Source organism: Christensenella sp. KGMB01412, assembly GCF_055522415.1.
On record NZ_JBVFVW010000006.1, the window covers coordinates 99,297 to 117,122 of the forward strand.

At 49.2% G+C, this 17,826-nt stretch carries 14 protein-coding genes; 3 read left to right on the forward strand and 11 right to left on the reverse strand.

The window, feature by feature from the left end:
- Positions 1–40 precede the first annotated feature (40 nt).
- The gene (locus ACS5WU_RS10700) at positions 41–2,518 is read right to left on the reverse strand and encodes a glycyl radical protein (protein WP_302760216.1); all 2,478 of its coding nucleotides are present in this window, start codon (positions 2,516–2,518) and stop codon (positions 41–43) included.
- A gap of 318 nt (positions 2,519–2,836) precedes the next feature.
- Between ACS5WU_RS10700 and ACS5WU_RS10705 the strand changes: the two genes are divergently transcribed.
- Positions 2,837–3,808 (forward strand): sugar-binding transcriptional regulator, encoded by a 972-nt coding sequence (locus tag ACS5WU_RS10705; protein WP_302760217.1) that lies wholly within the window; start codon positions 2,837–2,839, stop codon positions 3,806–3,808.
- Here ACS5WU_RS10705 and ACS5WU_RS10710 read toward each other — a convergent pair.
- The 5 genes from ACS5WU_RS10710 to ACS5WU_RS10730 are packed head-to-tail and all read right to left on the reverse strand — an operon-like array spanning position 3,794 to position 10,013.
- Complete coding sequence (locus ACS5WU_RS10710) at positions 3,794–5,350, reverse strand: FGGY-family carbohydrate kinase (RefSeq protein ID WP_302760218.1); 1,557 nt, start codon at positions 5,348–5,350, stop codon at positions 3,794–3,796. The two genes, ACS5WU_RS10705 and ACS5WU_RS10710, sit on opposite strands and share 15 nt — an antisense overlap.
- A gap of 25 nt (positions 5,351–5,375) precedes the next feature.
- Positions 5,376–7,103: a dihydrolipoyl dehydrogenase gene (gene lpdA / locus ACS5WU_RS10715; protein WP_465089153.1), complete on the reverse strand. Its 1,728-nt coding sequence runs from the start codon at positions 7,101–7,103 to the stop codon at positions 5,376–5,378.
- Between the two features lies 1 nt (position 7,104).
- Positions 7,105–8,055, reverse strand: coding sequence for a dihydrolipoamide acetyltransferase family protein (locus ACS5WU_RS10720; protein ID WP_302760220.1), 951 nt, complete (start codon positions 8,053–8,055; stop codon positions 7,105–7,107).
- Positions 8,056–8,067: 12 nt separating this feature from the next.
- A complete protein-coding gene (locus tag ACS5WU_RS10725; protein WP_465089154.1) occupies positions 8,068–9,042 on the reverse strand; it encodes an alpha-ketoacid dehydrogenase subunit beta in 975 nt (324 codons plus the stop codon).
- Positions 9,043–9,056: 14 nt separating this feature from the next.
- Entirely contained in the window at positions 9,057–10,013 is a 957-nt protein-coding gene (locus tag ACS5WU_RS10730; RefSeq protein WP_320606997.1) for a thiamine pyrophosphate-dependent dehydrogenase E1 component subunit alpha, read from the reverse strand.
- Between the two features lie 342 nt (positions 10,014–10,355).
- Between ACS5WU_RS10730 and ACS5WU_RS10735 the strand changes: the two genes are divergently transcribed.
- The gene (locus tag ACS5WU_RS10735) at positions 10,356–11,336 is read left to right on the forward strand and encodes a sugar-binding transcriptional regulator (protein WP_046442906.1); all 981 of its coding nucleotides are present in this window, start codon (positions 10,356–10,358) and stop codon (positions 11,334–11,336) included.
- Positions 11,337–11,357: 21 nt separating this feature from the next.
- Here ACS5WU_RS10735 and ACS5WU_RS10740 read toward each other — a convergent pair whose 3' ends face one another.
- Both ACS5WU_RS10740 and ACS5WU_RS10745 read right to left on the reverse strand, forming a co-directional pair.
- Positions 11,358–11,717, reverse strand: a complete 360-nt coding sequence (locus ACS5WU_RS10740; protein ID WP_302760223.1) for a VOC family protein — start codon at positions 11,715–11,717, stop codon at positions 11,358–11,360.
- A gap of 102 nt (positions 11,718–11,819) precedes the next feature.
- Complete coding sequence (locus ACS5WU_RS10745) at positions 11,820–12,683, reverse strand: GRP family sugar transporter (protein WP_302760224.1); 864 nt, start codon at positions 12,681–12,683, stop codon at positions 11,820–11,822.
- Between the two features lie 90 nt (positions 12,684–12,773).
- Between ACS5WU_RS10745 and ACS5WU_RS10750 the strand changes: the two genes are divergently transcribed.
- The gene (locus ACS5WU_RS10750; RefSeq protein ID WP_302760225.1) at positions 12,774–13,553 is read left to right on the forward strand and encodes an SDR family NAD(P)-dependent oxidoreductase; all 780 of its coding nucleotides are present in this window, start codon (positions 12,774–12,776) and stop codon (positions 13,551–13,553) included.
- Between the two features lie 101 nt (positions 13,554–13,654).
- Here the strand turns inward: ACS5WU_RS10750 and ACS5WU_RS10755 are convergent, their stop codons facing one another.
- The 3 genes from ACS5WU_RS10755 to ACS5WU_RS10765 form a co-directional block, all read right to left on the reverse strand.
- Complete coding sequence (locus ACS5WU_RS10755) at positions 13,655–13,825, reverse strand: hypothetical protein (RefSeq protein ID WP_465089155.1); 171 nt, start codon at positions 13,823–13,825, stop codon at positions 13,655–13,657.
- A 96-nt stretch (positions 13,826–13,921) separates the two neighbouring features.
- Positions 13,922–17,455 (reverse strand): PAS domain-containing hybrid sensor histidine kinase/response regulator, encoded by a 3,534-nt coding sequence (locus tag ACS5WU_RS10760; RefSeq protein ID WP_302760227.1) that lies wholly within the window; start codon positions 17,453–17,455, stop codon positions 13,922–13,924.
- On the reverse strand, positions 17,452–17,823 hold the full coding sequence (locus ACS5WU_RS10765; RefSeq protein WP_046442911.1) for an Hpt domain-containing protein: 372 nt from the start codon (positions 17,821–17,823) through the stop codon (positions 17,452–17,454). The genes ACS5WU_RS10760 and ACS5WU_RS10765 overlap by 4 nt, the downstream gene beginning before the upstream one ends.
- Positions 17,824–17,826 lie beyond the last annotated feature (3 nt).

The following is a 17,826-nucleotide window of genomic DNA, read 5'->3' on the forward strand; positions in this document are numbered from 1 at the left end:
TTCCCCGTAAAGCGGCCTTCCTGCAAGTACCGTTTTGTTGCTACAGCACATGCTCCGTGCGCGCTATGATATCGTTCTGCAACTCCGGATCGAGCGGCGTAAAGAGCGCGCTGTACCCTGCCACACGCACCATCAGGTCTTTATATTCGTCCGGATGCTGCTGTGCGTCGCGCAGCGTTTCACTGTTGATCATATTAAACTGGATGTGCATTCCTTTCAGGTCTCCAAGGAATGTCCTGAGCATATACACCAGCTTTTCCTTTCCGCCCTCCTTTTGGATGGAGGTTGGGTTCAAACGCATATTCAGGAGCTGTCCGCCCGCCACCAGCATGGAGGGAAGCTTGCTGACCGATTTCAGCGCCGCCGTAGGCCCGTTGCGATCCGTACCGTGCATGGGCGAAGTGGTATCCGCAAGCGGACTGTTCGCATATCTTCCGTCCGGAAGCGCGCCCACTTTCATGCCGTGCGGTACGTTTGAGGATACCGAACTGACCGACGGCTGCCATACGCCGCCAATCGGGCCCCTGCCGTAGCGCGTGGTTTTGTATTTACATACCTCGTCGCACATAAACCGGAAGGAAGAGGTCATCAGCGAGTCTACATAATCCTCGTCATTACCGTATTTTGGCGCTTCCGACAGCATTTTGTTGATCTCTTTTCCTGTCGGATTTGTCGTTTCATCCTCAAAATTGGTTTTAAGCGCATGTAACAGCTGGTCCTTTGTGAGTGATTTTTCCTCAAAAATCACCTTTTTAATCGCCGCAAGGCTGTTTCCTATGTTTGCAACGCCTACAAACTGTGGGGCAAGGAAGTCATATTTAGCGCCGCCCTGTTTGATCGTTTTACCCCGTCCGATGCAATCCTCTACCAGCATGGATACGAGCGGATCGGCAATTCCTTCCTCTGTAGCAACGTCGTGAAACGTGTCAACGATCATTTGCTGTTTGGTATAATAAGCAAACACCTCTTTGAAATCCTCATAGAATTCCTCAAACGTTTTGCTCTTCAAAAGCCCCTTCTGCGAAATCAACCGGGTTCCTGTCGCCGGATCGGTTCCGCCGTTCACGGCAATCTCCATAATCTTTCCAAGATTGACAAACGCGCTTCCGCTTGGACGATTACCCTGCTTTCCTTCCACAATCGCCTCCGCACAGCCAACGATTGAATAATCCGAAGCGTCCTCCAAAGAAATTCCCCTGTTTACAAGTGCGGGAATGTAGCTTTCATCCGAATAAATCGCAGGTTGTCCGCCGCCAAGCTGGATACAGTCAATGGCAGCCATCAGCACCTTGTTTCCCATCCTGTCGTGATAGCGCAGGGAAAGCGAGGGCTGGTGCAGGTTGATTTTTGCCTGTGTTTCAAGCAGCCGGAACGTCAGGTCGTTCGTGCAGTCCGCCCCGTTCTCGTCCTGTCCGCCGATCGTGATGTTCTGGAAGGTTTGATAACCGCCGAAATACTGCGTGCTGTCCCAATTCTGGATTCGGTTCAACTGGAAAATTTTCAGGAAGAAGGAGCTTAACAGTTCGTTCGCATCTTCTTCTGTGAGCACTCCGGATTCTATATCCTTCTTGTAGAACGGATAAAGATTTTTATCCATCCTGCCAAGGGATACCGCGAAACCGTTGTTTTCAAGCTCCAGGCACAGATTCGTAAACCAATAAGCATGCAGCGCCTCATGAAAGCTGCGCGCAGGTTTTTCCGGTACCCGTTCACAAATATCCGCAATCAGCAAAAGCTCTTTTTTACGCTGCTCATCCTGTGTTTTTTCTGCCTTCTCACGTGCAAGCGCCGCATAACGGTGAGCAAAATTTACGATTGCTTCAATATAAATCAGCACAGATTGCAGGAAATACAGCTTCTGGGATTCCTCCCTGTCCTGCAGATCGAGGGACGCGATCTTTTCCTCCGCCTGTTTGCGGAAGGATTCTAGCCCTTCGTATGCAACGCGTTTGAGGCCTACCGTAAGATGTCCTTCCCCGCCGGTCATGAGCCAATAGGAGCTAAACGCGCCCTGCTCATGCGCCTTCCACGCTTCCTCCGGCATACGCGCAAGGCACCTGTCCTCGTGAGTGCGGCCCTTCCAGTACTCTGTAAGCTCACGCACCTTTTTTTCATCCTCCGCCGAAATATCAAAGGAATCCCCCGGCCTGTCCGGCGGGCGGACCGGATTCCCGTCAAGCTCTTCGATGAGCCAGTTGACAGAAAATTCCGGGAACAGCGGCACGCCTCTTGGCGAAGAAGCCAGGTTTCCCACAAGCAATTCGTGGTCAAGTATCATGATCGTCATCGTTTCCACAGTCTTTTTAAAGGCGAGCGCCCGTCTGATACAAACAGGCTGCTCTTCCGTTTCCTGATAGCTTTGTGTGTAGGCTTCCATTCGCTGCGGGCACAGCACCGGCTCAAAGCCAAGCAAATAATTACGGAGCTCTTCTATTCGTTTGCTCCTGTAAATTTTTTTGCCTCCTACCGTGATTCCCGTGTCAACAAATTTGCCAGTTACTTCATCTACAAATCTCATTTTTTACCTCCTGCAGATTTTCCCGTTTTTGGATATAAGGATTGCGCCCGCAATGTATATCCCTGCTATGATTTTTCAACCATTCCGGCGCTTATTCAGATTAAAATTACATTTGGATTCTTTTTTTCAGACCGATGTTATAAAATGATGAGCATGGTATCATGCTTGTATAATCTTATTGTAGTTTTGTTTGTAAAATTTGTCAAGACATATTTTATGAATTTTGTCTTGACGAAATTTTCGCTCCGTATTATAGTGATAGTAATCAAGAAACATATACATTATTTTACCACCCCGGCAGATAAAGGAAACATTAATATGGATATCAGAAACGCCAAATACGACATACAAATTCTCGCCCAGGTCGCGGAAATGTATTATCTGGAAGACATGAGCCAGCTTGAAATTTCCAAGATGCTTTCCTGTTCCCGCTCGATGATTTCTGTTATGCTTTCCGAGGCGAAGGAAAAGGGGCTCATCGAAATCAAGATCAAAAACCCGGCCGGAAACGTTTCAGAGCTTTCTGATGTGCTCAAAAAGCATTTTGGCTTAAAAAACTGCGTTGTCGTGCCAACCATGGCGACCTCCCTCAAAATCCTCAACCGTATTGTTTCTTCACAGGCCGCAAATCTTGTGAAGGGCTATTTTCGTCCCCACAAATCAGTGGGCGTTGCGTGGGGAACAACCTGTTATGAGTTTATGCACATATTTCCCGCCTCCTCCATGATTTCCAATATCACCGTAGTGCCGCTTGTAGGTGGAAGCGCTTCAGCCGCCTTTGAATACCAGCTCAACGAAATGGTGCGTATGTTTTCTGAAAAGACCAACGGTATTCCATCCTTTATTTACGCTCCCGCTTACGCTGATTCCGAAGAAGATAAAAAGCTCTATATGAACAGCGCAGGCATGAAAAACATTGTAAACCTCTGGGATCATCTGGATGTTGCCATTGTCAGTATCGGTGCGCCTCCCGATTATTACATCAACAATGATATTGAAAACCCATACGAGGTTCTGGAGCAGTACAAAGCTAATCCTGCAAAGCCGGTTGGCGATATTATCGCCCGGCGGTTCAACCTGAATGGGGAATTCCTGTCTTCGAGCTTTAATAACCGTCTTGTCGCGGCAACGCCGGAGCAACTAAAGCGCATCAAGGATGTTTTTTGCATCGCCGCCGGCAGGCACAAAATCCTTTCTATCATTGCGGGCCTGCGGACTGGCATCATCAACCATTTTATCACAGATGAAAATACAGCCAAAGCCGTCGTCAGTTTTTTAAACGATATTTGACGCCTTTTCAGTCATTTTGTGCATCCAGTTTTTCGATGTGTCATATGCCTCGATATATTTTTCAAAATAAAACCGATATTCCTCATGCCTGCCTGAATCCGGCTGGATCGTTTCTTTGATCTTTACCATTTGCGCGGAGGCTTTTTTGATGTCCGGATATACCCCTGCAGCCACCGCCCCGAGGATTGCGGCTCCCAGGCAGGGCGCTTGCGTCACTGCCGGCACATAAATCGGCAGGTTACACACGTCTGCGTGTGTTTGCATCCAGAACCGGCTTGCCGCAGCGCCGCCGCAGGTATAAATTCCTTTCAGCCCTGTTCCGCTTTTGCGGAATGCCTGCATCACGTTTTCCGTACCAAAACAAATTCCTTCGATCATTGCGCGGTAAATATGGTATGGCGTATGCTTTAGGGATAGCCCGTAAAGCATTCCCCTCACATCCGGATCGGCGTGGGGTGTGCGGTTCCCCTGAAAATAGTCCAGCAGTAAAAGTCCTTCCGCGCCTATCGGCAGCTTTTGCGCGCCTTCGTTCAGTAAATCATACACAGATTTTCCCTGCTCTCGCGCCTCTTGCTCTACGCCGCTGCAAAAGTTGGATTGAAACCAGCTGACCATTGAGCCTGTAGAGGTTTGCCCTCCTTCGATGAGCTGCAGTCCCGGTACGATCGCATCCGGATAAGAGCCCCACATACCCTGTGAATGGAGTTCATTTTCCACCAAACCAAGATGCAGGTGCGACGATCCCGTGATCATGGCGATTTTTCCGGGGGATACAACGTCAAGGCCTATCATGCCCACAAATGCGTCTGCGCCGCCTTCGCCCACCGGAAGCCCTTCCGGCAGCCCGAGGTCCACTGCCGCTTCTTTGTTCAGCGTCCCGGCGCGTACGCCCATATCAACGACCTGCGGTGGGAATTTTTCAAGAACATCCTCAAGGCCAAACGCGCCGTAAAAATCCTCCCGGAATCCTCCGCCCGGATGGTCGTAATACCACCGCGCTGCCGCGCAGGATATGCTTGCGTTCATCTCGCCGGTCAGCCTGTACATCAGCCAATCCGTACATTCCACAACATAGCGGGCTTTGTCGTAGGTTTCCCGTTCGTTCTCCTTAAGCCACAAGGCCTTTGCAGGCATGGTCTCAGCCGATACGTTTCCGTATCCGTTGAATTTCAGCATATCGTGCCCAGTTGCCGTAATCCGTTTCGCCTGGCCGGATGCGCGCACATCCATCCACATAATTGCCGGACGCAGCACATTCATATGTTCGTCCATCAACACAACTGTGCAACAGGTAGTATCTACGCTCATGCCAATAATGTCCGTAGTACAGACGCCGCTGCCCGCAATGAGTCTGCGGACTGTAGCAGCTACCGTATTCCACCATTCGTCTGCTTTTTGTTCCGCCCATCCGGATTGAGGAGTATAAAGCGGGTAAACCCCATCCGCAAAACCGAGCGGATTACCATATATGTCAAACAATCCGGCTTTCACGCTGGAGGTTCCCATATCGATTCCAAGCAAACAGGTTTTCCGCTCTTTCATTACCATATCTCCCTTCCTGCCTGTTCTAAAAATGGATCGCCCCGCTGCTTGCGCCCAAAAAGGCCTCCATCAGGGTTTCCGAAAGCGTCGGATGCGCATGGATCGTGCTTCCCGCTGCTTGCGCAGTCGCCTCGCAGCGCATTGCCATCACAGCCTCCTCGATCAGGCTGGACGCTTCCGCGCCAATGATGTGAACGCCCAGTATTTCGCCCCACCGCTCGTCTGTGATCACCTTCACGAATCCTTCCGTCTCGCCCAGCGTCAACGCTTTCCCATTTGCCGAATACGGGAATTTAAATGTTCTTACGGGCAGCCCCTTTTCCCTTGCCTGTGCTTCCGTCAGTCCAATGTACGCAATTTCAAGGTCCGTAAAAATACACGACGGGATTGCCTGGTCTTCCGTGTCCTGCCTGTCTGCAAACATATGCTCCGCCGCCAGGATTCCCTGCGCGGATGCGGCATGGGCCAGTTGGAATTTCCCGTTGATATCGCCGATTGCGTAAATGTAGTCCGCGCTCGTACGCATCATATCGTCCACAACCACATAGCCTTTCCGGTTCCGTTCCAGCTTAAGCCCTTCAACTGCGCCTGTCTCCGGTTTTCTTCCTACCGCTTCAAGCACCGCATTACAACGGATCGTTTCTCCGTTTGACAGCCGGACGATGTAATCTTTGTTTTCCTGCGTAATATCCTCGCAGGTTGTCCCTGTCAGTATCCTTACGCCTTTAGCCTCCATTTTCCTGTGAAGTTCAGCCGCTACTTCCTCGTCGGTCATCGGCAGTATTTGCGGCAGAAGCTCTACAATCGTCACCTCTACGCCAAATGAATTCATAATTCCCGCCATCTCGCAGCCAATCACCCCGCCTCCTATGATTACCATGGATTCCGGAAGTGCTTCCAGATCGAGCACGTCGTTTGTGTTCATGGGTTTCACCTGTGTTTTCAGCACAGATGCGGGTTTCGCCCCTGTTGCGAGCAGGATATAAGCGCATGTATACGCTTTTTCGTCCACCAACACCTCGTTAGGGTGTTTCACACTCGCGTTGCCCTTTAAAAGCGTGATGCTATTTTTTTTCAGGAGTCCGGCTACGCCTGCGACAAGCTTACTGACAATTTCGTTTTTGCGGGCGCGGATCGCCTGCCAGCTAAAGCCGATGTGATCCCCTTTCAGCCCGAATTCTTCCGCCCGCTTCATGTCCTCATACCGATTGGCGCTTGCATAATACGCCTTGGTAGGGATACAGCCGCGATTAAGGCAGGTTCCCCCGACAGAATCTTTTTCCACTACCGCAACCTTTGCCCCAAGCTGCGCTGCCCGAATCGCAGCCACATAGCCGCCCGGCCCGGCCCCCACAACGATCAGGTCAAAATCAAAGTTTCCCGCCGGGCGCTCTGTTTTCCCAGTTTTATTTGCAGGTTTTGGCTTGGACGTTTCCGTAACAACAGGTATCTCTTTTGCTTTCTCAGCCTGTTTCACTGGTTCCTGCGGGGCAGGACGCTCCGGAATTTCTTCCCCTTCCGCGCCGATAAACGCAACCGGCTCGTTTACCGGAACCGTACTTCCTTCCCCATAATATATTTTCAGCAATGTTCCGGAATACAGGCTGTCCACCTCAAGCGAAGTTTTATCCGTTTCCGTCTCAAAAATGTAATCCCCTTTTTCTACCTGTGCGCCCTCCTGCGCCAGCCAACGAATAATCTTTCCTTCCGTCATCGTCATACCAAGCTTTGGCATTGTAACAAAATTTCCCATGTCAGTTCCTTTCCTTCAATCCTTCAGGATGCTCCAAAATTTCTTTCAGATCCCTCAAAAACCGTTCGCCCGTCGTTCCGTCGATATGCCTGTGATCCAGCGTCAGGCTCAGCCCCAGCATTGGACGGATACCGATATCCGTACCGATTGCAACAGGTTTATTGGTCATATTCCCAATCCCCAGTATCGCGCTTTCCGGCTGGTTGATAATCGGCGTAAAATACTGTACGGGCGTTCGTCCGTAATTCGATATCGAAAATGTTCCTCCCGTATATTCATCCGGCTTCAGCTTTCCTGCCCGGGCACGCGCCACAAGGTCGTCACGCTGCCTTGTAATTTCCTCGAGCGACAGCATATGCGCGTTTTTGATATTGGGAACAATAAGCCCATTCTCTCCAAGCGAAACCGCAAGCCCAATATTGATCTCGCCCTTCACTAGAACGTGGTCGTCCATAAAGTATGCGTTCAGCAATGGATTTTTCTGCAAGGAAAGCGCACAGGCCCTGATAAACAAATCGGAAAACGTTGGCTTAATTCCAGTGCTCTCCACGCACTCCGCAGTGTATTCGCGCATCAGCGCTTTCAGGCTGGAACACTCTGCCTCGCCCATAATGGTATACTGCGCCGCCGTTGAAAGACTTTCGCACATGCGCGCCGCTATCGTTTTGCGCATACCATCGAGAGGAATGATCCTGTCTTCGCCCAGCCGCGCTTTATACGCCAGTACATCTTCCTTGCGAACTATGCCTTCTGCCGTTTCCACAGCTTCGATATCCATCCCCAAATGCCCCGCAACCGCGCGGGCAAGGAATGTAACCCTTCCGCCTTTCATTGCCAGCACATCGGATAGCTGCACATATCCGCCAATTCCCGTACCCCTGACTTTCGCAAGGTCTATTTTTCTTTCCCGCGCCGCCCTTCGCGCCGCAGGCGTGGACTTGATGCTTGCCATATTCGCGTCCCCCTATTTCAATAACTCTTTTGCAGCCTGGTAAATCGTATCTGCCTGCGGCACCACCATAGACTCAAGCTGCGGCGAATACGGAATCGGCATATCTGCGCCGCCAAACCGCCTGATGGGCCTGTCGAGGTAAAAGAACGCGTCACTGTCCGACAGCATAGCGGAAATTTCAGCTCCTACGCCAAATTTTTCTACGCTTTCGTGCGTAACCAGCACCCTTCCTGTTTTTTTCGCCGATGCAATCAGCGTATCCCGATCGATTGGCGAGAGCGTCCGCAGGTCTATAACCTCCGCATCTATCCCGTCCTTCTCGAGCATTTTTGCCGCTTCGAGCGTTTTCAGTAATGTCAGCGAATAGCTGATCATCGTAATATCCCCGCCTTCGCGCTTGACGTCTGCTTTTCCAATGGGAAGCGTATATTCTTCCTCAGGTACTTCACCCTTCGTGCCATATAACAGCTTATGCTCGTAAAACAGCACCGGATTGTCTTCACGGATTGCCGTCTTCAGCAGTCCCTTCACGTCATATGGGGTGGAAGGCATTACAACCTTAAGCCCCGGCACGTGGCAAAACCATGCTTCCAGAGACTGTGAGTGTTGTGCCGCAGCTCCGGTTCCGCTGCCCGCAGGCGTACGCACCACAAGCGGCATCTTTACCTGCCCGCCAAGCATAAACCGCTGCTTTGCAGCCTGGTTGCAAATAGGATCCATCGCCACTGTTACAAAGTCAGAAAACATATATTCCACAACCGGCCTGTAGCCCGCCATCGCTGCGCCCACCGCGACAGAGGTAAATCCGCCTTCGGAAATCGGCGTATCCATCACACGCTCTTCCCCAAACTCATCCAGAAACCCGCGTGTCACGCCAAAGCACCCGCCATATACGCCCATATCTTCGCCCAGCAGAAATACCTTTTCATCCCTGCGCATTTCTTCCCGCAAAGCGTCGGACACGCTTTGTAAAAATGTCATTTCCATCGTATTCCTCCCGTTCATGCAAAAATCAGTTCTTTTGCTTCGTCAAGGCTCAGTGTTTCCGCATTCTGTGCGTATTCCACAGCCTCTTCACATTCCTGCTCGATCCCGTTGCGGATTGCCGCCAGTTCCTCTTCCGTGAAGCCGTTTTCCAGCATATAAGCTCCAAAGGATTTGATCGCATCCCTTGCCTTCCATTCCGCTTCCTCTTCACGTGTCCGGTATGCGCGTTTATCGCTCTTGGAGTGTCCAAGGTAGCGGTACGTTTTTGCTTCGATCAGCGTAGGCCCTTCCCCTCTGCGCGCACGCTCCGCCGCTTCGGCCACAGCGTCCATCACAGCAAGCACATCCATTCCGTCTACGATTACGCCCGGGATGCCATAAGCTTTTGCCCGTGTTGCAATATCTTCAACCGATACGCTCTTTGAAACCGGCGTGGACATTCCATACAGATTATTTTCGCAAAAATAGACAATCGGTAATTTCCAAAGCGCCGCCATATTGAGCGCCTCGTGGAACATCCCTGAATTTGTCGTTCCGTCCCCAAAGAAATCCAGGATTACCTTGTTGCTCTTATCTTTTTTGATTGCAAGCGCAATACCCGTTGCAATCGGTATTGCCGGTCCAATGATTCCATTCGCGCCAAAATTGCCCACCGATATATCCACAATGTGCATCGAACCGCCGAGGCCCTTGCAAAAGCCGTCCTTTTTTCCAAGCAGCTCGCACATCATACGCTTCAAGTCCGCTCCCTTTGCAATACAGTGCGAATGCCCCCTGTGGCAGCTCATGATGTAATCATCCGGGCGGATCGCGTTAACCGCTCCCGCCGCCGTGGCTTCCTGCCCCACGGAAAGATGCGTCGTACCGTGGATCAACCCCTTCATAAACATCTCGTTTACGCGTTCTTCGAACGTACGCGCACTATACATCTGATAATAGATCTTTTGCATTTGCTCTCTTGTTAATTCCATTTTTTCACCTGCTTCTCAAAAATGATTGGTTGTATTTCGTTTGTTTACATTTGTAAACTAATTTATCTTTTGTAACCTTTACTGCTACTATAACGCCAAGCAGGTTTTCTGTCAATAACCTTTTTTGGAATCCTCTCGTTTGTTGTGTGATAAATCATTGATAAAAGCTTTTATACAGGAAAAAATGCAAATAAAAATTCCTCCGTATTACAAAACCGAATGACGGAGGACGGAAAATTTACAAAGGATTTGACATTCCAATCAAAAACAATTATGATTATAGTAGTAGTTTACAAAAATTATATTACTTTTATTATGTAAAAATTAGGAGAGCACATAAATATGCCACTTTCTTCTGAAGAACGGTATTATATCAAGCTGAAAGCTTCGTATTTATACTATAAAGAAAACAAAACGCAGGCGGAAATCGCCGAGCTGTTCCATATTTCCAGACCAACGCTCATAAAGCTGCTCAATGATGCACGCAAAGAAGGCATCGTAACGATTGAAATCCATGATATCCGTATGGGCAGCCAATATATCGAGCTGGAGCAGGAGTTATGTAAAAAGCTGGGTTTGAAGGATGTTAAAATCGTAGGCGTGGGAAGCGCTTCACAGGAAGCGGTTAACAGCAGTATCGGCGAAGCGGCGGCGGCTTATTTTGTGAATGCGCTCAGCTCCGGCATGACCATTGGCATTGGCTGGGGCAATACCCTGCAAACCATGGCAAACTTTATGCGTCCCGATCTTTCGGTCAAAGGCCTGGACATTATTCCCCTCCTCGGCGGATTGCGCAGCACCGGCAGCGACAGCTACACCATGTTTGCCAATTCCCTGTGCGAAACCGTAGCTTCCCGTTTTCAGGACGCCTCCGTTTCCATGCTGTATACGCCTCTCATCGCCCAGGACCGTAAAATTGCGAAAACGCTTCTCGCCTCCGAGGATGTAACCTCCATATTTGATAAAATGAAACATCTGGATATCGCAATCGTGGGAATTGACGGAGATCCCGCTCATTCCACAACTGTAAAGCTTGAAAAAAACCTGCAGTCTATTTACTATGAATTGCAGCAAAAGCAATATGTGGGAAATATCTGTTCCCGTTTTTACAATCTAAAAGGGGAGCTTGCAACGCTCAGCCTTGAGGAGAACATTATTGCCGTCTCCCCGGAAAACCTTCGGAATACTCCGACAGTCATCGGCGCGGCAGGAGGAGAATATAAAGTTCCATCCATCATCGGCGCGGCACGCGCAAAGCTGTTCAACATTCTCATCACAGATGAATATACCGCCAAAAAGCTGGTGGAATATCCTGCGGAATAAAAACGGCCTTACCTGTTATTTTTATTTGTCATGCTGTATGAGTGCAATGCGGACTCCGTTTGGATCTGCAATAAAAGCCATACTGCCCACAAGTGTCCTGACAGGCTCCATCGTAACCGTTACTCCCTTGTTTCGAAGCTCGTCCAACGTTTGCGGCAAATCGTCCACATTCATGCCCACAGAATAAAGCCCGGTTTCATACGCGCTGTTTTCGATCAGCTCAACCATTGCATCCCCTTTTCCGCGCATGAGGGTAATTCTCCCTCCCGGTGGAGGATTATACTGGCTGTCTACTTCAAAGCCCATAATATCCCTGTAAAAACCAACCGACTCATCCATGTCTTTCACAATCATAGTTGTGTATTTGATTTCAATGTCCATGCTTTTTACTCCTTTTCAAGACAGGTCTCACGTTTGTAAAGCGATATCATCCATGCTTTACAGCATTATTATACCATGAATACAGGTTGTGTTGTTATTGCGTTACGTTCCTGCAAGATTGATCAATATCCCCCCTGTTACCACAAGCGCCAATCCCCCCACAACAGCCTTCATCTCTTTTTTCGTTTTTTTCTCACCGAGCAGGAATATGCTCCCGAGCGTTGCGATTACTACATTCATTTGCGACAGGGTGAAACCGATCGCAACACCGTTGCGGGCGGTTGACAGCAGGTAAGTGAGCGCCCCAATAGAAAAAACAAGCCCGGGCAATATATTTTTGTAAGACGATTTTTGCCCAAGCGCACTGCCCCTTGTCATAAAAAGCGAAAAAATAACGGATGCGGAAAACATACCGACTGCCTGAGGCAAAAATTCCGCCCAGCCATTTGCGCTGACAAAACGGGGAAAACCGGAATACCCTACGTATCCGACCACCGAAACCAGTAAGACGATAACCGCCTTTTTCATGTTGGCGTTGTCGTTCTTTTTCTTGTTTTCCTGATAAGATGTGATAATTACGCCGACGATTACAATCGTAACAGAAGCGAAGCCGATCAGCTTTGATTGTGCCGATGCCCACTCGCCAAACGCGATTACGCCAAGCAGGGATGTGCCAAGAAGCTGCATCCCGGTAGAAAGCGGCATTGCTTTTGAGACGCCTATTTCCGTATATGCAGTATATTGCAGCATTTGTCCAAACGCCCAGAACGCACCGGAAATAAAACAAAATAAAAAAACGGTGCCGGAAGCCGACTGACCGCTGGCAGCCTGCACAATCAGGGCGACGAGCAACGCGCCCAGCGTCGTGCCAAGTATCTGGTTAATGGGCTTTCCCCCCAGCTTGCTCACTGCAAGGGGCAGCAATCCCCAACTGACCGCCGGTATCAATCCGATCAGGATGTCCATTCCTATCCTCCAATGCAAACTCTATGATTAGATGTCTCGAATCTGTTTTATATATACGATAATATAAACCAAAGGAAATCGAAGAAACCAATGATGAATAAGAAAGCAGTTGTAACGGGCGGGAGCAATGGAATCGGTCTGGGCATTGTGCGTTGCCTTGCGGAAAGCGGGTATGATATTGCGCTCAGCTATCATTCACATCGCGAAGGCGCCGAAGCGATTCAGTCCGAGGTTCGGGAGCATTATGGACGCGAATGCCATATCATGCAGGCCAATTACGTGGAGGATGGAGCCGGAAAACGTTTTTTTGCCCAAGCCGTAACAGCTCTTGGCAACATCGATCTCTTGGTAAACAATGCCGGGATCACACGGTTCGAAAGCATATTTAACCTTACGGAAGAAACGATGGACACGGTCCTGAAGGTTGATTTTCGTAATTATATGATACTCATGCGCGAGGCCTGCCTTTTTATGCGTAAAAAGGGCGTTTGCGGAAGCATTGTCAATATTACTTCCACACGCGGGGAACGCGCCTATCCGAAAGATGCGGTCTATGGGGGCGTAAAGGCCGCTCTTAACCGCGCCCTCCAGTCAGTTGCACTTGACGCAGCCCCATATGGCATCAGGGTAAACGGCGTTGCGCCCGGGGCGACGCGTGTAAACAGCAAAGCGGAAATTGAAGCAAAAGGACAGCCAGACTATCTTGAAGAATTATCCAAAGAGATTCCACTGCGAAGGCCGGGGATACCTGAGGATATCGGTCAGGCCGTCGTGTGGCTTGCATCGGATAAAGCCTCCTATGTGACGGGCGTCACGCTGCGCGTAGACGGCGGTTTGATATTGCCCGGGCCTCCCGAAGCCCCGCACTAAAATAACGATTTGTTCCTCTTTTATCTACTGTATACAAAAAAGCCATAACCGCCGATTCCTGGCGGTCATGGCCCGTATGCTATCCTATAAAATAATTGCCGTTAGTTTACATATTTCCTGCTGCCGTCCAAATATCTTAAATATGCGTTCCCGCATTCATCCGCACAGGCGGCAGGTATTCCGCGTGCAATCCTTTTCAAAACAGCGCTTCTCTCGTCCATCTCGTTTTGTCTGTCTGCGCCGTCCTCGCCTGATTTCAATTTAAATTTCATCTGTTCCACCATCGCTATCGCCTCCCCGGAGTCATCATTATACTACTCTTGACTCAAAGCTGCAATCATATTTTTTCAAATATTGACCATGCCGCCTTATTTGCTTTTATTCCCGTCAATCGCCTCACATAATGTTGCATGCAACAGTTTTACATCGATTGGTTTTGCGATATGTGCCGTCATACCTGCGTCAACGGATTCCTGCACATCCTCGGCAAAAGCGTTTGCAGTCATCGCTATGATTGGTATTGTGCCCGCGTCATTACGCTGCATCCTTCGTATCGCCCGGGTTGCTTCATAGCCGTTCATTTCCGGCATACGGATATCCATCAAAATAGCGTCATAGGTTCCCGGCTGCGCTTTGCCGAATTCCTCTACCGCCTGCAGGCCGTTCGCCTTTGCCACTGCTTCTGCCCCAAACATCCTGAGTATCCCGCATACAATTTCCGTATTGAGTTTATTGTCCTCCGCAATAAGGAAGCGCCGTCCCGCCAGGCTTTCTTCCGCTCGTGCCGAGGCACTTAACGTTTCTTTTTTATCTTCTGCACCGCACCCCTTTTGAGCCTCCTCAAATTCCAGCTCCACACAGAAAGAAGAACCTTCCCCAATCCGGCTTTCAACAGAAATCGTTCCACCCATGAGCTCCACCAGCCCTTTTGTAATACTGAGTCCAAGGCCTGTCCCCTCAATCTCCTCCACCTTGTCTCCGCGTGTAAAGGGATCAAATATATGCAGAAGCGTTTCCTCTTCCATGCCAATCCCTGTGTCGCTGACCGTGAACCTGTAACGAAATCTTTTTTTATCAGGATCGAACCCTGCTTCCTCCGCCAGAAAATCGATCCGCCCTCCCTCCGGCGTGAATTTAACGGCATTGCTCAGTATATTGATCAATATTTGATTGATACGCAAAGCGTCTCCGCAAAAATACTTGTGCTCGATGCCTTCCGCGTGGATATCAAGCCTTATCCCCGCCTGCTCCGCCTGCGGGCCTATCATACCGGAAATCTGCTCCAATAATTCCGGAAGCACGATCGCCGTTTTGTTCAATGTGATTTGCGAACGCTCTATCTTGCTCATGTCCAGAATATCATTGATGAGGCTCAGCAGATGGTTGGATGAAACCGATATTTTTTTCAGGCAATCCGCAACCTTTTCCTTATCGTCAAGATGCGCTGTCGCAAGCGTCGTCATTCCCATGATCGCATTCATTGGCGTACGGATATCATGGCTCATGGCAGAAAGAAAATCACTCTTTGCGCGGTTTGCTTTTTTAGCGAGCACCAGAGCTTTTTCCAGAGCATCCTTTGTTTCCCGCTCCGTAGCCAGCATATCGGTTACATCCGCCCGTACTATGCACACCGTCCTGTGGTTCTCGTCTCCCCACAGTACGTTAACCTGCTTATACCGAAGATCTCCGTCCTTACAGTATGGAAATACAAAGTCATATCCCGCCGGCCTTTCTTCCAGCCGGCTAAGCATCGTTTCCAAACTGAATTGCTTCTTTACTTCGTCTTTTTCTTCCTCCAGCCCATAATACTCTGAAAAGCTTTCAACCGAAACATCAAAATCCTCAGCCGAAAAAGGCGCCAGGTTTTCCAGAACCGTCTGTCTGGTATAAATTGTCAGATTACCGCCGTTTCTGTCGATGAATGCTGCAAGCTCAAAGGTATAGGCAATCATATTAAGCAACCCCTGCTGCTCCCTGACAGAATCTGTAATATCCGAGCGCATGAGGCAAATACGGCCAAGCCGGAGATCAACCGCCGAGACCGTCATATTTTTGGTAAGGATATCCCCTTTCTCACTTACAATAGAATACGGAAAGGAGTATGTGCCCTCTTTTTCGAGACGGGCAAGCATATATTCCTCACTCAGCATTTGCTCTGCGCGTTTTTTATCTTTTGAAATCACCTGTTCCTTGAGCATATGCTCAATCTTTTCAGAATGCCTTCCGCTCTTCTCCGGAAGGTCCGTAGCATCTTTGCCGCTGTTAAGAATCGTATACCGGTCCTCCGCCAAATCAACATCCACAACCAGATCGCAGCTGGCAACGGATAACTGGTGCAGGATTCTATCGGTAATCGTCTGCTCCGTAATATCCGTTACTGTCAAAATACCCGTAATGTCGCCGGTATCAGGCGTCTCAACGAGATTCATCTCAAAGCGGATATAACGTCCGCGGGTTTCCTTCGGCAGCTTCACAAAGCAGTTCAAAACCTGCTCCGTATCACCCCGTTCAAACGCAGCCAGCGCCGGCGCATTCAGATATTTGCTTAAAAACATCTGCCGCTCTTCTTCCTCGACGATAAGGCTTGCAATCCCCTTGAAAAAATCCTCCCGGACCATCCCAAAGGTTTCCAGTAAATCGGAGCCTGTATGGTCAATAATCTCGTATATCCTGTTTTCTGTGATATTACAATGCCCAATCACCACCGCGTTAGCCCCCGGCGTACGGTAGTGCTGGACAATCAATTCGTTGTATTTCTGCCGGATACGTTCCTGCTCCTGCAGCTCTTTTGTCATATCGTGGTATACGGCGTAAAACTTGCGCTCCCCATCCCTGCTTTCAATCATCGTCAAAGTATTCTTAACCCATATGTAGCCTTCGTCGCCTCTTTTCAGCCGATATGTAATCTGGTACTGATTTTCTCCGCTTGCAATATACTCAGCGATTTTCGACGCAACGGTTTCCTTATCGTCCGGATGCACGCCGTCCATTGCGTTTCCTTCATATAACCGCCATGCTTCATCGATTGTCATATGCGTCATAGCGGCAAATCCGTCAGATAAATATTCCGGTGTCATCTTCCCGTCTTCTTCAAAACGGACAACTGCAATCCCGCTTGGAAGATGCTTTACAATCGTTTGGAAATATTGCTCCAGACGTTCCTTTTCCCTTCGGGTATTCACCTCTTCCGTAATATCCCTGATATACTTGATGTATGCCGGAACTCCATCCCAGACAGTTTCCCTGAACCGCGTAGCATAGAACTGATTGGTGCCGGGAATACTCATTTCATGTTCTTTGCCGTCAGGCTGGTGATCCTTCAAAGTGCAAAATGAACACGGCGCGTCTTTGCCGTGCAGTACAGCATAACATTTTTCTTCCTTCCGGATGTTCCCCACCCGAGACATGTTTCTGGATTCATTGACATAAAGTAAATTGTAATTCTCTTTTCCAATCACATAAATCCCATCTGCAGAATCATTTGCAATTTCCCTGAATAACCTTGCTTCTTCCGGTATTTTTAACGACTCGTTTTCTTTTTCGCCGTCCGGTACAGCAAACATATATTCAATGCGCGCAGGCTTTCCGTTCCAGTCGATCAGCTTTCCGTTGAGACGAAAAGTTTGCTTCCCGCCGCAAAATAAAAAATCGCAGGTTGCAGATTTTTTATCGGTCATTTGCCCGGCATTACAAAAACTGCATGGCTTGTCATAGCCTGCCACATTGTAACAAAAACAATCGTCTTCCTCCCTGTTTTTCAGGAAAACTTCTTTTGCCAGCCTGTTTGCATACAGAAGCTTCCCGCCGTCCGCCTCACTGATAAAAACCGCAACCGGCGCACCATCCAGCATATCTGTGATTTGCTCCGCGCAAAACGCACGAAGTCTATCGCCCTGTGTCATATCCGCTCCCCTTTTTTCAAAGACTGCCGAAGCTTATCCACTTCATGAAATTCCGTTTTGACCGATTCATACAATACGTCGTAATCATTACGCTGTTCCCGCCTGCGAAGCGGATCAACCATATCACAAACCGCCTCATAAAGACGCTTTAACCCCATATTCCCCGCCACGCCCTTGAGCGTGTGCGCCGCTTCAAAAGCCATATCAAGATTTCCGGATTCAATCGCTTCACCCAAATTGGCAAGGTTGTCGTCGTCAAACAACATATCGAGAAATTCCCGGTATGTCTCCTCGCTCCCCATAAAACGTTCCATCGTGGTCTCATAATCTGCGCCATAGGCTTCAAATATTTCTTTGAAAGTTTGCATCGT